The organism is Microvirga sp. ACRRW (assembly GCF_022346925.1).
In the GTDB taxonomy this organism is placed as follows: Bacteria; Pseudomonadota; Alphaproteobacteria; order Rhizobiales; family Beijerinckiaceae; genus Microvirga.
In genome coordinates this window covers 133,162-150,212 of the sequence record NZ_JAKRNJ010000004.1, presented here as the reverse complement: position 1 = coordinate 150,212, position 17,051 = coordinate 133,162, and the positions used below count along the sequence as shown (strand labels likewise).

The 17,051-nt window shown below is 59.5% G+C and carries 16 protein-coding genes; 11 read left to right on the top strand and 5 right to left on the bottom strand.

All coding sequences use genetic code 11. The features are described 5' to 3' along the window. Positions 1-193 precede the first annotated feature (193 nt). The 4 genes from MHY87_RS10950 to MHY87_RS10935 all read left to right on the top strand — a co-directional run bounded on the left by MHY87_RS10950 (position 194) and on the right by MHY87_RS10935 (position 5,067). On the top strand, positions 194-625 hold the full coding sequence (locus MHY87_RS10950) for a DUF4126 domain-containing protein (RefSeq protein ID WP_239352261.1): 432 nt from the start codon (positions 194-196) through the stop codon (positions 623-625). Between the two features lie 340 nt (positions 626-965). Then, entirely contained in the window at positions 966-1,145 is a 180-nt protein-coding gene (locus tag MHY87_RS10945) for a hypothetical protein (protein WP_239351718.1), read from the top strand. An 80-nt stretch (positions 1,146-1,225) separates the two neighbouring features. Further along, positions 1,226-3,100, top strand: coding sequence for a heavy metal translocating P-type ATPase (locus MHY87_RS10940; protein ID WP_239351717.1), 1,875 nt, complete (start codon positions 1,226-1,228; stop codon positions 3,098-3,100). A 371-nt stretch (positions 3,101-3,471) separates the two neighbouring features. Then, positions 3,472-5,067, top strand: coding sequence for an MBL fold metallo-hydrolase RNA specificity domain-containing protein (locus MHY87_RS10935; protein WP_370644892.1), 1,596 nt, complete (start codon positions 3,472-3,474; stop codon positions 5,065-5,067). A 42-nt stretch (positions 5,068-5,109) separates the two neighbouring features. On the opposite strand, the gene MHY87_RS10930 is transcribed toward MHY87_RS10935, so the two are convergent. The 5 genes from MHY87_RS10930 to MHY87_RS10910 all read right to left on the bottom strand — a co-directional run bounded on the left by MHY87_RS10930 (position 5,110) and on the right by MHY87_RS10910 (position 9,747). Then, positions 5,110-5,952, bottom strand: coding sequence for a universal stress protein (locus MHY87_RS10930; protein ID WP_239351716.1), 843 nt, complete (start codon positions 5,950-5,952; stop codon positions 5,110-5,112). Positions 5,953-6,009: 57 nt separating this feature from the next. Continuing rightward, positions 6,010-6,993, bottom strand: coding sequence for a zinc-dependent alcohol dehydrogenase family protein (locus tag MHY87_RS10925; protein ID WP_239351715.1), 984 nt, complete (start codon positions 6,991-6,993; stop codon positions 6,010-6,012). A 9-nt stretch (positions 6,994-7,002) separates the two neighbouring features. Beyond that, entirely contained in the window at positions 7,003-7,284 is a 282-nt protein-coding gene (locus MHY87_RS10920; RefSeq protein WP_239351714.1) for a hypothetical protein, read from the bottom strand. A 357-nt stretch (positions 7,285-7,641) separates the two neighbouring features. Next, complete coding sequence (locus MHY87_RS10915) at positions 7,642-8,202, bottom strand: GNAT family N-acetyltransferase (protein WP_255726529.1); 561 nt, start codon at positions 8,200-8,202, stop codon at positions 7,642-7,644. Positions 8,203-8,253: 51 nt separating this feature from the next. Further along, the gene (locus MHY87_RS10910; protein WP_239351712.1) at positions 8,254-9,747 is read right to left on the bottom strand and encodes a M81 family metallopeptidase; all 1,494 of its coding nucleotides are present in this window, start codon (positions 9,745-9,747) and stop codon (positions 8,254-8,256) included. Positions 9,748-9,863: 116 nt separating this feature from the next. On the opposite strand from MHY87_RS10910, the gene MHY87_RS10905 reads away from it, so the two are divergent. The 7 genes from MHY87_RS10905 to MHY87_RS10875 all read left to right on the top strand — a co-directional run bounded on the left by MHY87_RS10905 (position 9,864) and on the right by MHY87_RS10875 (position 17,046). Continuing rightward, a complete protein-coding gene (locus tag MHY87_RS10905; RefSeq protein WP_239351711.1) occupies positions 9,864-10,517 on the top strand; it encodes an XRE family transcriptional regulator in 654 nt (217 codons plus the stop codon). Beyond that, on the top strand, positions 10,514-11,278 hold the full coding sequence (locus tag MHY87_RS10900) for a class II aldolase/adducin family protein (RefSeq protein ID WP_239351710.1): 765 nt from the start codon (positions 10,514-10,516) through the stop codon (positions 11,276-11,278). Before MHY87_RS10905 ends, MHY87_RS10900 begins: the two co-directional genes overlap by 4 nt. Before the next feature lie 114 nt (positions 11,279-11,392). Further along, the gene (locus MHY87_RS10895) at positions 11,393-13,000 is read left to right on the top strand and encodes an ABC transporter substrate-binding protein (RefSeq protein ID WP_239351708.1); all 1,608 of its coding nucleotides are present in this window, start codon (positions 11,393-11,395) and stop codon (positions 12,998-13,000) included. A 60-nt stretch (positions 13,001-13,060) separates the two neighbouring features. Then, entirely contained in the window at positions 13,061-14,002 is a 942-nt protein-coding gene (locus MHY87_RS10890) for an ABC transporter permease (RefSeq protein WP_239351706.1), read from the top strand. 44 nt (positions 14,003-14,046) lie between these two features. Then, positions 14,047-14,961 carry an ABC transporter permease gene (locus tag MHY87_RS10885; RefSeq protein WP_239351704.1) on the top strand — a complete coding sequence of 305 codons (915 nt, stop codon included), beginning with the start codon at positions 14,047-14,049 and terminating at the stop codon, positions 14,959-14,961. Then, entirely contained in the window at positions 14,958-15,998 is a 1,041-nt protein-coding gene (locus tag MHY87_RS10880) for an ABC transporter ATP-binding protein (protein ID WP_239351702.1), read from the top strand. The genes MHY87_RS10885 and MHY87_RS10880 overlap by 4 nt, the downstream gene beginning before the upstream one ends. Further along, positions 15,958-17,046, top strand: coding sequence for an ABC transporter ATP-binding protein (locus MHY87_RS10875; protein WP_370644891.1), 1,089 nt, complete (start codon positions 15,958-15,960; stop codon positions 17,044-17,046). Before MHY87_RS10880 ends, MHY87_RS10875 begins: the two co-directional genes overlap by 41 nt. Positions 17,047-17,051 lie beyond the last annotated feature (5 nt).

The following is a 17,051-nucleotide window of genomic DNA, read 5'->3' as shown; positions in this document are numbered from 1 at the left end:
TTCGGCTGAGCTCCGTTCCCATAAGATGAAACTGTTGAGATGGACATCTCGGTATGATCGGATCGTCCGGCGGTCTGGAAATGGACAGGCTGCCTGTCGGTTTTCTGAACCGAGAGAGAGCGTCGTGACGCAATGGCAGATCTCGCTGGGGAGGCGGAGTGTGGGATTTCTTCTTTTGAGCATTCTGATCGGTATGGTCGCGGGTTCGCGTACCATGATGGCTCCGGCGGCTGTGAGTTGGGCGACAGCCCTCGGTTTCCTTGATCTCAATGGAAGCTGGCTGGCGTTTCTAGGCTATCGCTTCACTCCATGGATCCTGACTCTGTTCGCGCTGGCTGAACTCGTTGCCGATCAGCTCCCCTCCACACCCAGCCGCAAGGTGCCGGTTCAGTTCGGCGCACGGATCGTCACGGGTTCTGTGTCGGGTGCAGCCATCGGTACAGCCGGTGGTATTCCGATCGCAGGCCTTGTTGCCGGAGCGCTTGGGGCTGTCATCGGGACACTGGGAGGCGCGGCCATTCGTGCCCGACTTGCCAAGCGGTTCGGAAAGGATCGCCCTGCCGCTCTGATTGAGGATGCCATTGCGATCCTCGCATCGGCGCTCGTGATTGGCGCGATATCCTGACTGAAGCCTTCGATGGCATCAGTCTCGGACAGGCGGTTCCGCTGCCCCGTCATGTCTCTCGACAGCGCCAGTGTAATTCAAGGGATGCTTGTCAGGGCATGACGGTGGAACCAGTCACCTGCGATCTGTCTCCAAGTGCATTCTCGTTGCGGGCCGGCCGGACCGGACCACACGGGTGTGCGTGCGGCACCATTCTCACTCGCGCTGTGTCGATGTCGGATCGTCCAGGCGCTCCGCCGATGAAGCTCCAGTGGCGGAATCCCGGCGGACGGTCGGGTGTGTCGGACGCATCGCTTTACCGTGATAGAATTGGGCTGGATCAGCCTTGGGAGGGATGGTCATGCCTAAGATGAAAGTCGCCGTCTTTGTCGAGCCTGGACGCATCGTCCTCGACGAAAAGTCTATCCCAGATGTTGGGCCGCTCGACGGCTTCCTGGCGGGTCTGAGCGATCACACCATCCGGACGACACTCTGCCCGGGTGGAAAGGAGCGCATGCGGCGGCTCATGGGCGCCCTTTGAAAGCGCGACCTTTCCCGGCGCGCGGAAGTGGCTACAGTCACGGACAGGCTGGATTGAAGCGGGCACTGCGAATGGATCCAATGATGCCCGGTAACGAGAACCCCTCCCTGTCAGCCTATCGTCTGCTCCGGCTTTCCCGTCCCGTGTTGGTCATCGTACCGGCCATGGGATTGGTCCTCGGTTTTGGGTTGCATGTTGCGGGCGACGATCACTGGCCCGGGGTGATATGGGCTGCAGCGACTCTTCCGATTCTTGGCGTCCTGATCATCGAGATCATCGGCAGCCTGCGGCACGGAGATGTCGGGTTGGACATCGTTGCCGCCCTCTCCATGACCGGTGCGCTCGTGTTTGGAGAGCATCTCGCCGCGGTGGTCGTGGCTCTGATGTACGCAGGCGGGCAGTATCTCGAAAGCTTTGCCGAGCGCCGCGCCAAACGCGAGATGACTGCGCTCCTGACCCGCGTGCCGCGGATGGCCATCCGCCATCGGGGAAGTCGGCTCGAGGAGGTCACACTCGACCTCATCGCCCCACAGGACCGCTTGCTCATCCGCCAAGGCGATGTGGTTCCCGTCGACGGGCTTGTTGCCAAGGGAGTCGCCGTCCTGGATCAGTCGGCGCTGACGGGCGAGGCGGTCCCCGCCCGTAAAAGAGCGGGCGAGCCTGTCATGAGCGGCGTCACAAATGTCGGTGATGCCTTCGATCTCTTGGCGACGCACCGAGCGGTCGAGAGCACTTATGCAGGCATCGTTCGTCTGATCGAAGTTGCCCAGCGCTCCAAAGCGCCTTTGGCACGGCTCGCGGATCGTTTCGCTTTAGCATTCCTGGCGCTGACGATTGTCCTCGCCGGTGGCGCATGGCTGTGGAGCGGCGACCCAATCCGAGCGCTGGCGGTGCTCGTCATCGCAACCCCGTGCCCGCTCATCCTGGCCGTTCCCGTGGCCATTGTTGCCGGGATGTCGCGTGCCGCGAAAGCCGGTGTGCTGGTGAAGGGCGGGAGGGCCTTGGAGACGCTTTCGCATGTGAAGACGCTGGTCATCGACAAGACCGGAACGCTCACTCATGGGCAAGCCCGGATCGTCGAAATCCTCCCCATGGCCGGGTTGTCGTCCGACAGGCTGCTCCAACTTGCGGCATCCCTCGATCAAGCATCGAAGCATGTCATTGCGCGCGCGCTCGTCTCGGAGGCGCAGGACAGAGGGATAGATCTCCTGCTCCCAATCAAGGTCGAGGAGACCCCGGGCGAAGGCCTGGAAGGTTACGTCGATAATCAACGCGTCGTCGTAGGTGGAATCCGGTTCGTCTCCCGACATGTGCCGCGCATGGAAGCAGGCGCCGCTGGCCAGCATCCCGCAGGGTCCGTCATGGTCGCCATAGCAGTCGATGACGAGCCGGCCGGGCTGCTGATCTTAGCAGACCCATTGCGAACGGAAGCCGCTCATGTGATCGAAAGTCTCCGTCGGCTGGGGATTGCCCGGGTCATCCTGGCAACGGGAGACCGCCGTGAGGTGGCGCAAGCCGTGACCGTCGGCCTGCATTTCGACGCGGTGCATGCCGACCTCACGCCAGACAGGAAGATCGCCATCGTTCAGGCCGAGAAACGGCGCGGCCCCGTCATGATGATAGGCGACGGCGTCAACGACGCACCGGCCCTCGCGGCCGCTGATCTCGGTGTCGCCATGGGTGCGAGAGGTGCCGCCGCCTCGGCCGAAGCGGCCGACGTGGTCCTTCTGGTCGATCGCCTCGACAGGATCCCCGGCGCCATTCTGATGGCGCGTCGCTCCAGGCGCATTGCGCTTCAGAGTGTTTATGTCGGAATTGGCCTCTCGATACTTGGAATGATCGCCGCGGGTTTGGGATACCTGACGCCGGTGCAGGGCGCGCTCATCCAGGAAGCCATCGATGTCGCCGTGATCCTGAATGCCCTGCGGGCCTTGTGGGGATCGGAAACATCCTGATTCGCAGCTCCTGGATTCCCGCGAGCCTCTTCCATTGTCGCGAGGTCACATGGTCGATCTTCTCCTGAGGGCGCCGAAGCTCGAGCTCCGCTTTGAGGTCGATCTGACAGTCGTTGAAACAGTGCAGCCTGTCCTTCGCCTCCTGCCGGATTCTGTGCGCTAGGGACGGATGCAACCGATCGATGAGGATCAACTCTTTCGGAGAGTAGGTCTTGCCCGTGATGAGGCAGATGCCGTTGGATGACGTGGCCTGTGAGGTTATGGTCGTCTGTTCCATGGGTTTGGCATGAATCAAACCTGGCGGCTCGACGACAATGTACGAAGGTGCGATTCTTTTGCAGCCTCAGCTTCTGTGTAACCAGGAGGTCCTCGTGTCGCTTCGTCTCTCCTTTTACGGCGCCGCCCGAACCGTGACGGGTTCCTGCTTCATGCTCGAAACGGAAGCAGCCCGCGTTCTGATCGATTGCGGCATGTTTCAGGGATCGAAGGAGGAGAGGGAACTTAATTACCAGCACTTTCCGTTTCGCGCCGCAGGGGCCGATGCTCTGTGTCTTACTCATGCTCATATCGACCATTCCGGGCTCGTGCCGAAGCTCGTGAAGGCAGGCTTTGACGGCCCGATCTACGCGACGACCGGGACGGCCGATCTTGCGTCCATCATGCTCCCGGACTCCGGCTACATCCAGGAGATGGAAGTCAATCAGCTCAACCGACGCAACAGCCGTCGGGGTCTGGAGACGGTCTCTCCCATCTACACGCAAGAGGATGCCGTCGCCTCCCTCAAACAATTCCGGCGCGTTGCTTATGGCCAATGGCAGGATGTCGCTCCGGGCTTCCGCGCCAGATACTGGAATGCAGGTCATCTTTTGGGCTCGGCCTCCATTGAGATGGAGGTGAAGCATGGTGCCGATGAGAAGACGACGCGCCTTCTGTTTTCGGGCGATATCGGACCCGACCACAAGCTCCTGCAACCGGACCCGGATGGACCCCGCGATCTTGATTATGCCCTCCTTGAGGCGACCTATGGCGATACGGACCGGGCCGGTACGACCATCGAGCGCCGCCGCCGGATGCTGCGCGACGAGGTCCGCACGGCGATGCATCCGAGTGGGGCGTTGCTCATTCCATCATTTGCGGTCGAGAGGACACAGGAACTTCTCGTCGATCTCATGGAGCTGATGGAAGCAGGCGAACTGCCCGACATCCCCATCTTCATCGACTCCCCACTTGCCTCGAGGGCCAGTGCGATCTTCAGGCAGCATGCCGGAGAACTCAGAAACGGATCCGATCTCGTCCAAGCGCTCGAGTCCCGGTGGGTCCGCTTCACGGAGACGGTTGAACAGAGCAAGGCGATCGACCGCATACACAGCTTCCACATCATCATCGCGGCCAGCGGCATGTGCGAGGCGGGCCGCATCCGGCATCACCTGAAGGCATGGCTCTGGCGGGACGAGGCCACCGTTCTCTTCGTCGGCTTTCAGGCCCAGGGAACGCTTGGTCGGATCCTTCAGGATGGCGCGTCGAAGGTTCGGATCCAAGGTGAAGAGGTGAAGGTCCGTGCCCGTATGCGGACGCTCGACCTCTATTCAGGACATGCGGACGGACCGGAGTTAAAGGCCTGGCTTGCGAAGCGCCTTCCGGTCCGGCGCGGAATCTTTCTGGTCCATGGGGAGGATGCGCCGCTCAAGGCGCTGCAAGCGTCCCTTGCAGATCTTGACCGAGCACCCACCGCAATCATTCCAGAGATCGACGACATCTATGATCTGGCGGGCGATGCAGCGACCCGGGTTGAACGTCCTGAGGAGCGCGTGCGGCCCGCGAGCGCCGGACACCGCGACTGGCACAACGAGTACGCTGAACTGCTGATCGACATCAACGATGCCATTGCGGCGGCAGCTGACAGGAAAGCGAAAGGCGTCATCATCCGCCGCATCAAGAATGCCCTGAGAGATCGTGCCCGCAATTAGTGCCTGCAGCAGAGTGCTTTTCGGCCAGTTTGCTTCTCCTGTTCAATAGGAGAGAAACAGAGGCACCGGCGCGTTCTTGAGGAGGGATTGGGTCGTGCCGCCGAGTATTCTTTCGCGCAGGCGCGAATGGACATAGGCTCCCATCACGATCATGTTGGCACGTGTCAGGTGGGCGTGGTTGCGCAAGGTTTCTGCGACATCGCCATCTATGGCCGGCAAGGCCAGGGTAGTGACCGTCACGCCATGGCGACTGAGATGCGGCGCAATCTCCGCGCCGGGCACGGTGTGAGCCAGATCTTTCTCGCCCGAGACGCTGACCAGCTCGACCTGGTCGGCCGCCCGCAGGAACGGCAGGGCATCATTGAGGGCACGCGCCGCCTTGGCGCTGCCATCCCATGCTATGACGATCCTGTTTCCGACAAAAGTCTCTCGACCCTGTGGCACGACGATGAGAGGCCGGCCACTGCCCATGAGCACGGCCTCGATCAATCCCCGATCGATAGCGAGGGAAATCGGTTCCGAGTCCAGGATCGTGAAATCATGGGTGCGCGCAAGAGATGCAAAGCTCTTGATAAGTTCAGGATAGGCAAGATGCGGGGCCTGCACGGTGCATGCCAGGCCGGATGCCGCTGCGGCGCGTTGGGACGAGTCGGCTACTGAACGGGCCAGCACATCCAGCCGGTGGTTCTCGGCTGCCACGAGGCCTTCGGCAAAGGCGCTGATAAAGGCATGCGTCACAGTCAGTTTCAGCGAGGCCGCCTGGACGGTGACATGGGCGCTCGCCTGCCTGGCGAGTGAGAGCCCGTAGGTCAGGGCAGACGAATGTTCCTCCGCATCGCCTTCCTCCGTGATCCCAATCAGGATGCTGTGAATGTTTTCGAGCATGATTTCCTCCCGCTGAGTTCGGTTTCTCAATGCAACAACTTCTGTTCCTGCCTTGCCTTAGGGGACCAGGACCGCAGCTCCCTGGAGCCGACCTGATCGAAGGTCATCCAAGGCTTCGTTGGCGGCCTCCAATGGATAGTGCTTCGTCTGAGTTCTGATCTGGGCCTCAGGAACAATGGCCAGGAAATCAAAAGCATCCTGACGGGTTAGGTTGGCGACGGAGACGATCTGCCGCTCCTCCCAGAGAAGCTGATATGGAAAGCCCGGAATGTCGCTCATATGGATGCCTCCGCAGACGACACGGCCGCCCTTGCGTACGGCCCGTAAGGCGACAGGAACGAGGTCGCCCACGGGCGCGAAGATGATCGCCGCGTCGAGGCGCTTAGGCGGTGTCTCGTCCGAGCCTCCTGCCCAGACGGCTCCAAGGGAGCGGGCGAATTCCTGAGCCGCACCATCGCCCGGCCGAGTGAACGCGAAGATGAGCCGTCCCTGCCGGATGCAGACTTGCGCGATGATGTGAGCCGCAGCACCGAAGCCATAGATACCGATTCTCATGCCGGAGCCCGCAGCCACCAGCGAGCGCCAGCCGATCACTCCTGCGCAGAGCAGAGGAGCCAGTGAAACAGGATCGCCGTCATCCGGCATGCTGAAACAATAGGCCGCGTCGGCGATCACGTGCGAGGCAAAGCCGCCATCACGAGTGTAGCCGGTAAACAACGGCTCATCGCAGAGGTTCTCGCGTCCCGAAACGCAATACGGGCAGCGCCCGCATGTATGGCCGAGCCAGGGGATGCCCACGCGCTCGCCGAGCTCTCGGCCGCGGACACCTGATCCGAGTGCGTCCACCCGCCCCACGATCTCATGGCCCGGGATGACGGGAAGCCTGGGATGCGGCAGATCTCCGTCGACAACGTGGAGGTCGGTCCGGCATACGGCGCAGGCTTCCACGGCAACCCTCATCTCGCCTGCGCCAGGCATTGGCAGGGGGCGTCGCTCAAAGATCAAAGGCGTACGCACGTTATGGAGGACCATGGCCTTCATGGCACCGCCTCAGCCAAACGCGGCATCCATCCGCGCCCTTAGTGCTTCAATTTCCAGGATGTAGGGCAAACACCGCTCGCGATGGGATTGCCGGAGATCGGCGATCACTCGCTGCTTGCTGGCAATGTCCGTCTGCCGGCCTTCAATCGTCGAAACATTGCTCGCATGGACAACATCCAGATCGGCCAAGGTCGCGAGCAGTGACTGAAGTCGCGGAAGGATGTCCGGCTCGTAGATCCGATATCCGCTCCGCTCACTTGAAAAAAGCAAACGCTCATCACTGATGGTCATGGAGCCCTCCGCCATTGGTCGGCTCGTGAAAAGCTCGCTTGCCTCTCATAATACGCGAAAATGGGACGAAATGCTGTTAGAATGTGCGGCGGTCCGACAAGACAGCCGAGAACGGGTTCAGCGAGCCTGGCCAAATGATGATTGGCTCATTCATACGCCGCATTGATTCAAATCAAGATCCTCGGGCCTGTAAGGATTCAGCATCGGTCGACAAGTCTGCCCGCAATGAGGACTATGCGGAGAATATAAGCACAGTTGGAGTTGGTAAGCCTCTGATTGGGCGCGAGGGTGTGTCTGACAGAGATGCTTCTTGTTGAAGAGCGGAGATCACTGAAGGCTGTGAGAGAGAGAATCTATCTATTGTAGAGATAACGGATTGCCGATGCGATACACCACATGGCGAACCAAAGGGTGGCTTTGAGGGAAGAGAAAGTGATCGAAATCATCCGCAGGATCCCGCGTCATGCCGACCTTTTCCATCACTCGCCGTGAGGCTTCGTTGGCGACTGTCGTGTAAGCCACGACCTCAGGCACATCCAGACGCTCGAACGCATCTTGAATCGCGGCCTGTGCCCCTTCCGGCGCGTAGCCCCGGCCCCAGAATCGTTTGTCGATGCGCCATCCAATTTCGATGGCCGGTGCGAAGTGTAATTGCGGCCTCGTGGGCCAGCATCCGATGAAGCCGATAAATGCTGCTTCACCCGGAACCTCCACTGCCCATGGGCCAATGCCCGCGCTCTGCGTAAAAGCGGTCAATCTGCGAACGAGATCATCGCTTTCTTCCGGTGTCGGACATGTCGGAAAGTAGCGTGCGACTTCCGGATCGGTGTTGATCGCGCGAAACGCATCCATATCGCCATCGCGCCAGCGGCGCAGAACGAGGCGCTTGGTGCGAAGGCTGTCAGGTTGTGGCTTCATGATCGGTCCTTGCCGTTCTTCAAGATAGAAAGTGTCAAAGGGAAGCGGATTTCAGGCGGCTGTCGTTCTCTCAGTGTCGTGCTGATCAGAGAACGGATTCTCCACGAGAGGCCAGAGGGGCCGTGTTATATGCTGATACGGCAGCTTCCGCACATCGCGCACCAGCGTACCCTCAGCGTCGAGATAAAGCACCTCCTTCGCGATAGGCGCGAAAGCCGCATAAAAGTGCTGGGTCGATTTCAATAGAACGATCTTTTTCGCGAGGATATCGATCCCGAGCTGGGTGAACACATCCGGGCCATAAACTTGTGTTCGGACAGTGTTGAGCACAATGTCGATACCGCCCTCAGCCTCGACGCGCACGGCTTGTCCCACATGCGCACGCAGCCCATCCAATCCCGTCTGCCAAAGGCTGGGAATGCAAGCCTTGACGGTAACCCGCAAATCAATGGGATCTCCAGACATGGGACTGCACTTGCCTCCGAACCGGAGATCGAGCACGGATCCTGGGCCGGCTTCCATGCAGATCCTAACGGCCCCGATATCCCAGTAGCAACCAGCCGCCACATCGGTGATCCCGCGGTCGAGGATACGTTGCAGGACGAAGGTGCTGTCGCTGGGGGCGCCGCCACCTGCATTGTCCGCGGTATCGGCAAGCACATAGGGGCCCTCTGTGCCAGCCTGTGCGCGGTCGAGTGCATCGTCGATGCTGCAGTATTCCTCTCCAATACGGTTGCGCATGTTCCAGACGGCCCGACCGAGTTCCTGCGCAAGGTTGCGCGCGAGGATCGGGTCGCCATCCGTGACCGCCAGCGTCTTTGCGCCGATCCGGTCCGTGTCGCCATAAGGAAAGCCGTGAGCGAAGGAGACGGACAGCACGCCCGGCTGCCGTTCCATCTCGACCATGCGCTCGACGAGCTGTCTGACATGCGGCTGGCTCGTCCGCCAGAAACCGATCATCCGGCAATCATGAAGCGCCATGGTTGGACGGACGAGACCGCGTTTCGTGTCGCGACAGATCCGGTAAAGCTCCCTGGCCCGCTCGGCCACATCCGTATGCGGATATTCCTTGAACAGAACGATGGCGTCGGCGAACGCGAGCGGCCGCTCAGACAGATGGCAATGCAGATCGATCTCGGCGCCGATTACTGCCTCGTGACCTGCCACCTCGCGGACACGCTCCAGAATGTCGCTTTCGCAATCATCGTAGCCATCCGCCATCATCGCCCCATGGAGGAACAGCAGAACGAGGTCAACCTGCCCGGCAGCCTTTAGGTCACGCAAGATCTCGTCACGCAGCGCCTCATAGACGTTGCGGACCGTCCGCCCGCCCGGCTGTGCAAAAGCGATCAGGCTTTGGACGACTTCGTGGCCATCGGCCTCGGCGAGGGCCAGCCATGTTTTGTTCGCGATGTTGATAAAGGTCTCAGGCTCGCTTCTCACATCCCCACGAAGCAGAGCTGTCTCCTCAAAGGCTCGCAGGCCCGTGGGAAGGGGCGAGAACGAATTGGTCTCGGTTCCTAGGGTCGCAACGAAGATTTTCATATGTGCCGTCCTCGCTCCCGTATTTGCCAATCTGACATCTTTTTTCTGACTGGCAACTTTTTTCTTGTTGGAGAATAGATTTGATGTCAGCATGTCTCGGCAAGAAGGAGTTCTCAGTGTCTGAGCAGAAACCCAAACTGAGTGAAATCCTGCGCTACCTTCGCCAGCAGCGCGGCTGGACCCTGCAACAGGTGAGCGAGCGCTCCGGGGTGCCTGTCTCTACGCTGTCCAAGGTGGAAAACGACCAGCTTACCTTGAGCTACGATAAGCTGATGACCCTTGCCGATGGTCTCGATGTCGATGTTGCCGAGCTCTTCTCTCATCAGGCACGCGATGCCACGCCGTCGTTTCTTTCCGGACGCCCGACAGGGCGACGCAGCCTGACGATGCCAGGCGAAGGCCGGGCTTTCGAGAGCGACAATTACATCGACCACTATCTTTGTGCAGATCTGCGATCGAAGCTGATGACGCCTGCGCTCTCACGCATCAAGGCGCGCAGCATCGAGGAGTTCGGTCCCCTGGTTCGCCACCAGAGCGAAGAATTTGTCTACGTGATTTCGGGTGTCGTGGAAGTTCACACGGAATTCTATGAGCCCTTCCTGATGCCTCAAGGCGCGTCCGCCTATCTCGATAGCACCATGGGCCACGCATATGTTTCGGTCGGGGACGAGGATGCGTGGGTTATCGTCGTAGTCTGCAATACGCATCCCGGCGTGCCGGAAGGGCGTCCCGAAACCGCAGCATCTTCTCTTGAGGAGACATCATCGTGAATTCTTTGTCTTCGATCTCCCAACCCGCAGAGCCGCTAAGCGAAGCCGAGGAATGGGAACTGCGCTGCGATCTGGCGGCGACATTCCGTATCTTCGCGCGCAATAACTGGAATGAGCAGATTGGCAATCATCACAGCATGATGCTGCCTGGAACGAATCAGTTCCTCATCAATCCGCGCGGCATGCTTTATCGGGAGATTCGTGCGAGCGACCTGATCGTCTGCGATCTGGCGGGAAATAAGGTGCGTGGCAAGGGAGAGGTGCGGCGGATCGCTTTCAATATTCACGCGGAAGTCCACAAGCTGCATCCACAAGCGGCGTGCGTTCTGCATGTTCATCCGCCCTATCTTACTGCCTTTTCCCTGATCAAGGGCGGGCGCTTTGCCTTGGCGCATCAGAACAATCTCTTCCTGAATGGACGCACTGCGTATGACGATGGCCATCATGGCATCCATTTCGGTCCGGCCGAAGGACAGCGCATCGCCGAAGCTCTTGGAAACAAGAGCATCCTCATCATGGCCGGGCACGGCGTCACGATTGTTGGTCCCCGGATCAGCGATGCCTTCGATGAACTCTACATGGCCGAGCGGACCTGCATGTACCAGATGCTCGCCATGCAGACGGGACAACCGCTTCTGCAGCAGGCCGATGACATGCAGCTGAACTGGCCAGGGTCTTTCGGCGATTACCTCGACTCGCGGATGCATCTCGATGCATGGCGCCGCGTGCTCGACCGCGAAGAGCCCGATTATAAGAGCTGAAGACCGTAGGGGCCACTGGGGCTAATCAAAAAAAGAAACGGGCGATCCAACCCGACCGCGCAAGAGTCGGGCCTTCAACAAAGGACGAAGCAGAAAAAACATCAGAGGGACCACATGAGCATGCGATTGGATTTCGGCTTTTCTCGGCGGGCACTCGCCGCCGCCACGATAGGGTTTGGGCTTGGCATCGCAGGGCCAAGCCTGGCCGCGGATGAAGCGACCCTGAAGGCGGTGATGTTCACCGACCTTGCCATCACCGATCCCACCTTCACGGCATCGACCATCACGAGCAATTTCGGCTTCATGGTCTATGACACGCTCTTTGGTATTGACAGCAAGGGCGAGCCCAAGCCGCAGATGGTCGATCGGTATGAGAAAAGCGCCGATGGCCTCACCTGGACCTTCACCTTGCGCGACGGTCTCAAATGGCATGATGGAACTCCTGTGACTGCCGATGATGCGGTTGCCTCGATCAAGCGCTGGGCCAAGGTCGACTCGCTGGGCAAGGCTCTCATGGGTGCGGCGACCAGCTTCGAGCCGGTCGATCAGAAGACGTTCAAGCTCGTCCTCAGTAAGCCATTCCCCCTCGTTCTCGACGCCTTCGCTAAGACCTCAGCCTATACACCCTTCATCTATCAGAAAGCCTTTGCTGAAACCGCGCCTTCGCAGGCTAAGGGAAAGGTCGTCGGGTCAGGTCCTTTCATCTTTGTCGATGAGGAATGGCGGCCGGGCAACAAAGTCGTATTCCGCAAGAACCCGAATTATGTGCCGCGCTCCGACCCGCAGGATGGTCTTGCAGGCGCGAAGGTTCCGAAGGTCGACAAAGTCGAGTGGATCACGATTTCCGATCCAAACACCGCCATCGCAGCCCTTCAGAACGGAGAGATCCATTATCTCGACAATCCGCTGATGGATCTCGTTCCCATGCTCGAGAAGGAGCCCGATCTGACGGTGCTTCGAATCGATCCGCTCGGGCAAAGCGGCATGATCCGTCCCAACCACGTGCAGAAGCCTTTCAACGATCCCAAAGCTCGCCTCGGCCTCGCGAAGCTGGTCGATCAAGCGGTGCTCGGCGCGGCAGGAGGCGTTCCGCAGAACTATTTCACTGCATGCTACTCGTTCCTCGGCTGCGGCACCCCTCTTTCGACAGAACGCGGTGCTGAGGCCTTCAAGAAGCAGAACGTGGCGGAAGCCAAGGAGCTTTTTGCAAGCGCAGGGTACAAAGGCGAGAAGATAGTCGTCTTGCAGCCCACCGACGTTCCGGTTTTGAGCAATCCCACCGAGGCATTGGTTCAGGCACTTCGTTCGGCCGGACTCAATGTCGAAGCTCAAGCCATGGACTGGGGAACCTTGACGTCCCGCCGCACCAACAAGGGGCCTACTGAGGAGGGAGGTTGGAGCCTTTTCCTGACGACCGGCTTTACGAGCGGTTTCGGCTCGCCGCTGACCCATACCTATCTGCAATCTTCCTGCGAGGTGGGAACGGCAGCGGGCTGGCCCTGCGATAAGGAACTGCAGGGCCTGATCGATCAGTTCCAGTCGGCCGGCACGCGCGACGATCAGAAGCGCTTGGCCGATAAGCTGAACGAGGTTGCATATAAGGTCCTGCCTTATGTGCCCTACGGCCAGATGCCTGTTCTTGCCGCCTACCGCAATGAGCTCAAGGGCGTTCAACCGTCCGGCATCGGTGTGTTCTACGGCATCTCCATCGCCAAAGAGTAAGTCGCGCGCGACGGGGAGGGCAGAAGCTCTCCCCGTTGTCCAGAGAGTCAGGAATCTTCCATGCTTGGCTATGTCGTCACCCGTACTCTGTCGGCTGTTCCTGTCATGGCAGTCGTGGCAACGATCGTCTTTCTTCTGCTGCACCTGACGCCGGGAGATCCTGCAACGATCATTGCGGGTGAGCAGGCGACAGCCGCCGAGATCGAACGAATCCGCACGACCCTCGGTCTCGACCAGCCGCTGCTGAAGCAATTCGTAACCTGGCTTCTCAATATTCTTAGCGGGGATCTCGGCCATTCGATCTATTCAGGTAAGCCCGTTACGGAATTGATCGTGCAACGCCTCGAGCCGACCGTCTCGCTCGCTCTCCTCACATTATCGATTGCAATCGTCATCGCAGTGCCGACAGGCGTCATCGCGGCCTGGAAGGAAGGTACCTGGGTCGATTGGACATTGATGTTCCTTGCGATCCTGTTCTTCTCGATGCCGATCTTCATCACCGGCTATATTCTTATCTACAATTTCTCAGTCCAGTGGCGCCTTCTGCCCGTTCAGGGTTTTCGCAGCATTTCGGACGGCATCGGGCCCTTTCTCTCCCACATGATCTTGCCGGCGATCAGCCTCGGTATGGTCTATGCTTCTCTTCTTGCCCGCATGAGCCGATCCGCCATGCTGGAGGTATTGCATCAGGACTACATCCGTACAGCTCGCGCCAAGGGACTCGGCACGGGCAAAGTTCTGTTTCTTCATGCTTTGAAGAACGCCGCCGTGCCCATCATCACGACCATCGGCATCGGCCTCATTCTGCTCATCAGCGGTGTTGTGGTCGTCGAGAGCGTCTTTGCCATTCCCGGAATCGGGCGCCTGACCGTCGACGCAATCCTGAGACGCGACTATCCCATCATTCAGGGAGTCATTCTCTTTTTCTCATTCGTATACGTGATCATCAATCTTCTCATCGATCTCACATATCGTCTGGTCGATCCGCGGATCAAATATTGAACGTGGTGGATGCATCTTCATGAAGCTTGGGCGGAACGATTAAGATGAGCAGCACAAAAATTCTGATCTCAAGCGATCCCGCCGAAGCAGTTCCATCAGGGGCGGCATCGTCCCGAAAGAGGATTGGCCGTTGGCTGCAGCGTCATCCTCGTATCGCCTTTGGCGCGGCGCTCTTTTCCATCATCCTTGTCCTGACCGTGTTCGCGCCCGTGCTGACATCGCACGACCCGTTGCAGATGAATCCCCTGAACCGTCTGAAGCCGCCATCGAGCGAACACTTCCTCGGCACCGACGCCCTCGGCCGAGACGTATTTACCCGGACTCTCTATGGCGGGCGTGCATCGTTGATGGTCGGCTTCAGCGTAGCCATTGCCGCTACTCTCGTCGGGCTCGCAATCGGCTTGGTAAGTGGCTATTTCCGCGCCGTGGACAATGTTCTGATGCTCATCATGACCGGGTTGATGTCGATCCCGGGCATTCTCCTCGCAATCGCCATGACGACACTCTCGAAAGCGAGCCTCGCGACGGTCATTGTGGCCATCGTGATCCCGGAAGTGCCACGAACGGCGCGCCTCGTCAGATCCATCGTTCTCATGATCAGGGAGCAACCTTATGTGGATGCTGCTATCGTCACGGGAACGCCGGTTTGGCGTATCCTGATCCGTCACATTCTGCCGAACACGGCGGCTCCGCTCACCGTGCAGGCAACCTTCATTTGCGCCTCCGCCATCATCGTTGAGGCTTACTTGAGCTTTCTGGGGGCAGGCACGCCGCCGGAAATTCCAAGCTGGGGCAACCTCATCGCGGAAGCCCGTAACTACATTCGTCTGGCCTTTTGGATCCTCCTCTATCCCGGCCTCCTGCTCGGACTCACCGTGCTTTCCGTCAATCTTCTCGGTGACGGTCTGCGAGATCTTCTCGATCCGCGCCTCGCCCGCCAGATGAAGGGGCGCTCATGAACCCGTCAGTTCTCACGCCGGCCTTGCCGGAAACGGTGCTCGAAGTCAGTGACCTTCAGGTCCAGTTCGAAACCATTGACGGCATCGCTCCCGTCCTGGACGGGCTCTCCTACACGCTGAAATCGGGAGAAACCCTCGCCATCGTCGGAGAAAGCGGATGTGGCAAGACAATCGGCGCCCTCTCTCTCCTGCGCCTCGCGCCGAGCCCGCCTGCTCGGATCACCGGTGGATCGATCCGCTTGAGCGGCCGCGATATCCTGACATTGACCGAAGACGAGATGCGAGGGATTCGCGGCAATGACATCGCCATGATCTTCCAGGAGCCGATGACGGCCCTGAACCCGGTTCTGACGATTGGTCACCAGATTGTCGAGCCATTGATGTTGCATAAGCGGCTCAATCGCTCAGCTGCCTGGGAGCGTGCGGTCGAGCTGCTACGGCTGGTCGAGATTCCCGAGCCCGAGCGGCGCGCGAGTGAATATCCGCATCAGCTTTCCGGCGGCATGCGGCAGCGTGCGATGATCGCCATGGCGCTCGCATGCGGACCAAAAATTCTCGTAGCCGACGAGCCGACAACCGCTCTTGACGTGACCATCCAGGCACAGATCCTGAAGCTGATGGCGGACCTCAAGCATCGCGTCGGAACGGCTATCTTGCTGATCACACATGACTTGGCTGTCGTTGCTCAAACAGCCGACCGCGTCGTCGTCATGTATGCCGGACGTGTCGTGGAGGATGCCTCCGTCTACGAGCTTTTCGAAAATCCGCGCCATCCTTATACGCGTGGCTTGCTCGCTTCCATTCCGAAGCTTTCCATCGATGACGAGCGGCAGAAGCTGGAGGGTATTCCGGGATCGGTTCCGCCTGTAGGGGGCCGGCCGTCGGGATGCACCTTTGCGCCGAGATGCACGTTGGCACGCGACGAATGCCGTCAGTCGGTTCCTGTGCTCGAGACTGTCAGCCCAACCCATAAGGTGGCATGCTGGGCTGTGATTGATGCGACATCAAAACAGGAAAAGGAGCAGGCCATTGTCTGAAGCCTTGTCATCGCCGCCGCTCCTGCAGGTCGACGACCTGATCGTGCGCTACCCCGTCAAGAAAAGTCTGTTCAAGGCCAGGCAGCATGTGCATGCGGTCAACGGCGTGTCCTTTCATGTTCGGCGCGGTGAAACACTTGCGCTTGTTGGCGAAAGCGGCTGCGGGAAGACCACCGTCGGCCGCTCGATCATGCGGCTGGTGAGGCCCAGCTCTGGCTCGATCCGCGTCGATGGCATCGACATTGCCTCTCTTTCTCGGCGAGAGCTCAAGCCCTACCGGCGCAAAATCCAGATGGTGTTTCAGGACCCTTATGCTTCCTTGAATCCGCGCATGACAGCGGGTCAGATTATCGGCGAGCCACTCGGAAATTTCGACATAGTCCATGGAGCCGACCGGGAGAACAGGATCATTGCACTTCTCGAAAAAGTCGGGTTAAGCCGCACGCATCTTCACCGCTATCCGCATGAATTTTCTGGTGGGCAACGGCAGCGCCTCGGCATCGCTCGCGCGTTGGCCGTCGAACCGTCTCTCATCGTCGGTGATGAACCGCTCTCCGCTCTCGATGTTTCAGTGCAGGCTCAGATCGTCAACCTGCTAGATCATCTGCAGCAGGAATACGGACTGTCCTACTTGTTTATCGCTCACGATCTCGCGGTCGTGCAGCAGATCAGCCACCGCGTCGCCGTCATGTATCTCGGGCGCATCGTCGAGATCGGAGAAACGGCGGATATCTTCCGTTCCCCGATCCACCCGTATACGCAGGCGCTGCTAGCAGCCGTACCTCTGCCTGATCCGAGAAAGCGACGGATCATCGAGCCCCTGCGTGGTGAGGTTCCGAGCCCTATCGCGCCCCCCTCGGGCTGCGCTTTCCATCCAAGATGTGCTCTTGCTGAAGACCGATGCCGGCGCGAGGCTCCGCAAGTTCAGGAATTTCGCTCCGGGCATTTCGCGGCATGCCACGTCATGGCCCGCAATAACGAATATGCCGCGCGTCCCTCATCTCGGGAGCACGGATTTGCTCGTTCCGGCAAAATTGCCAATTCGTGAATGAC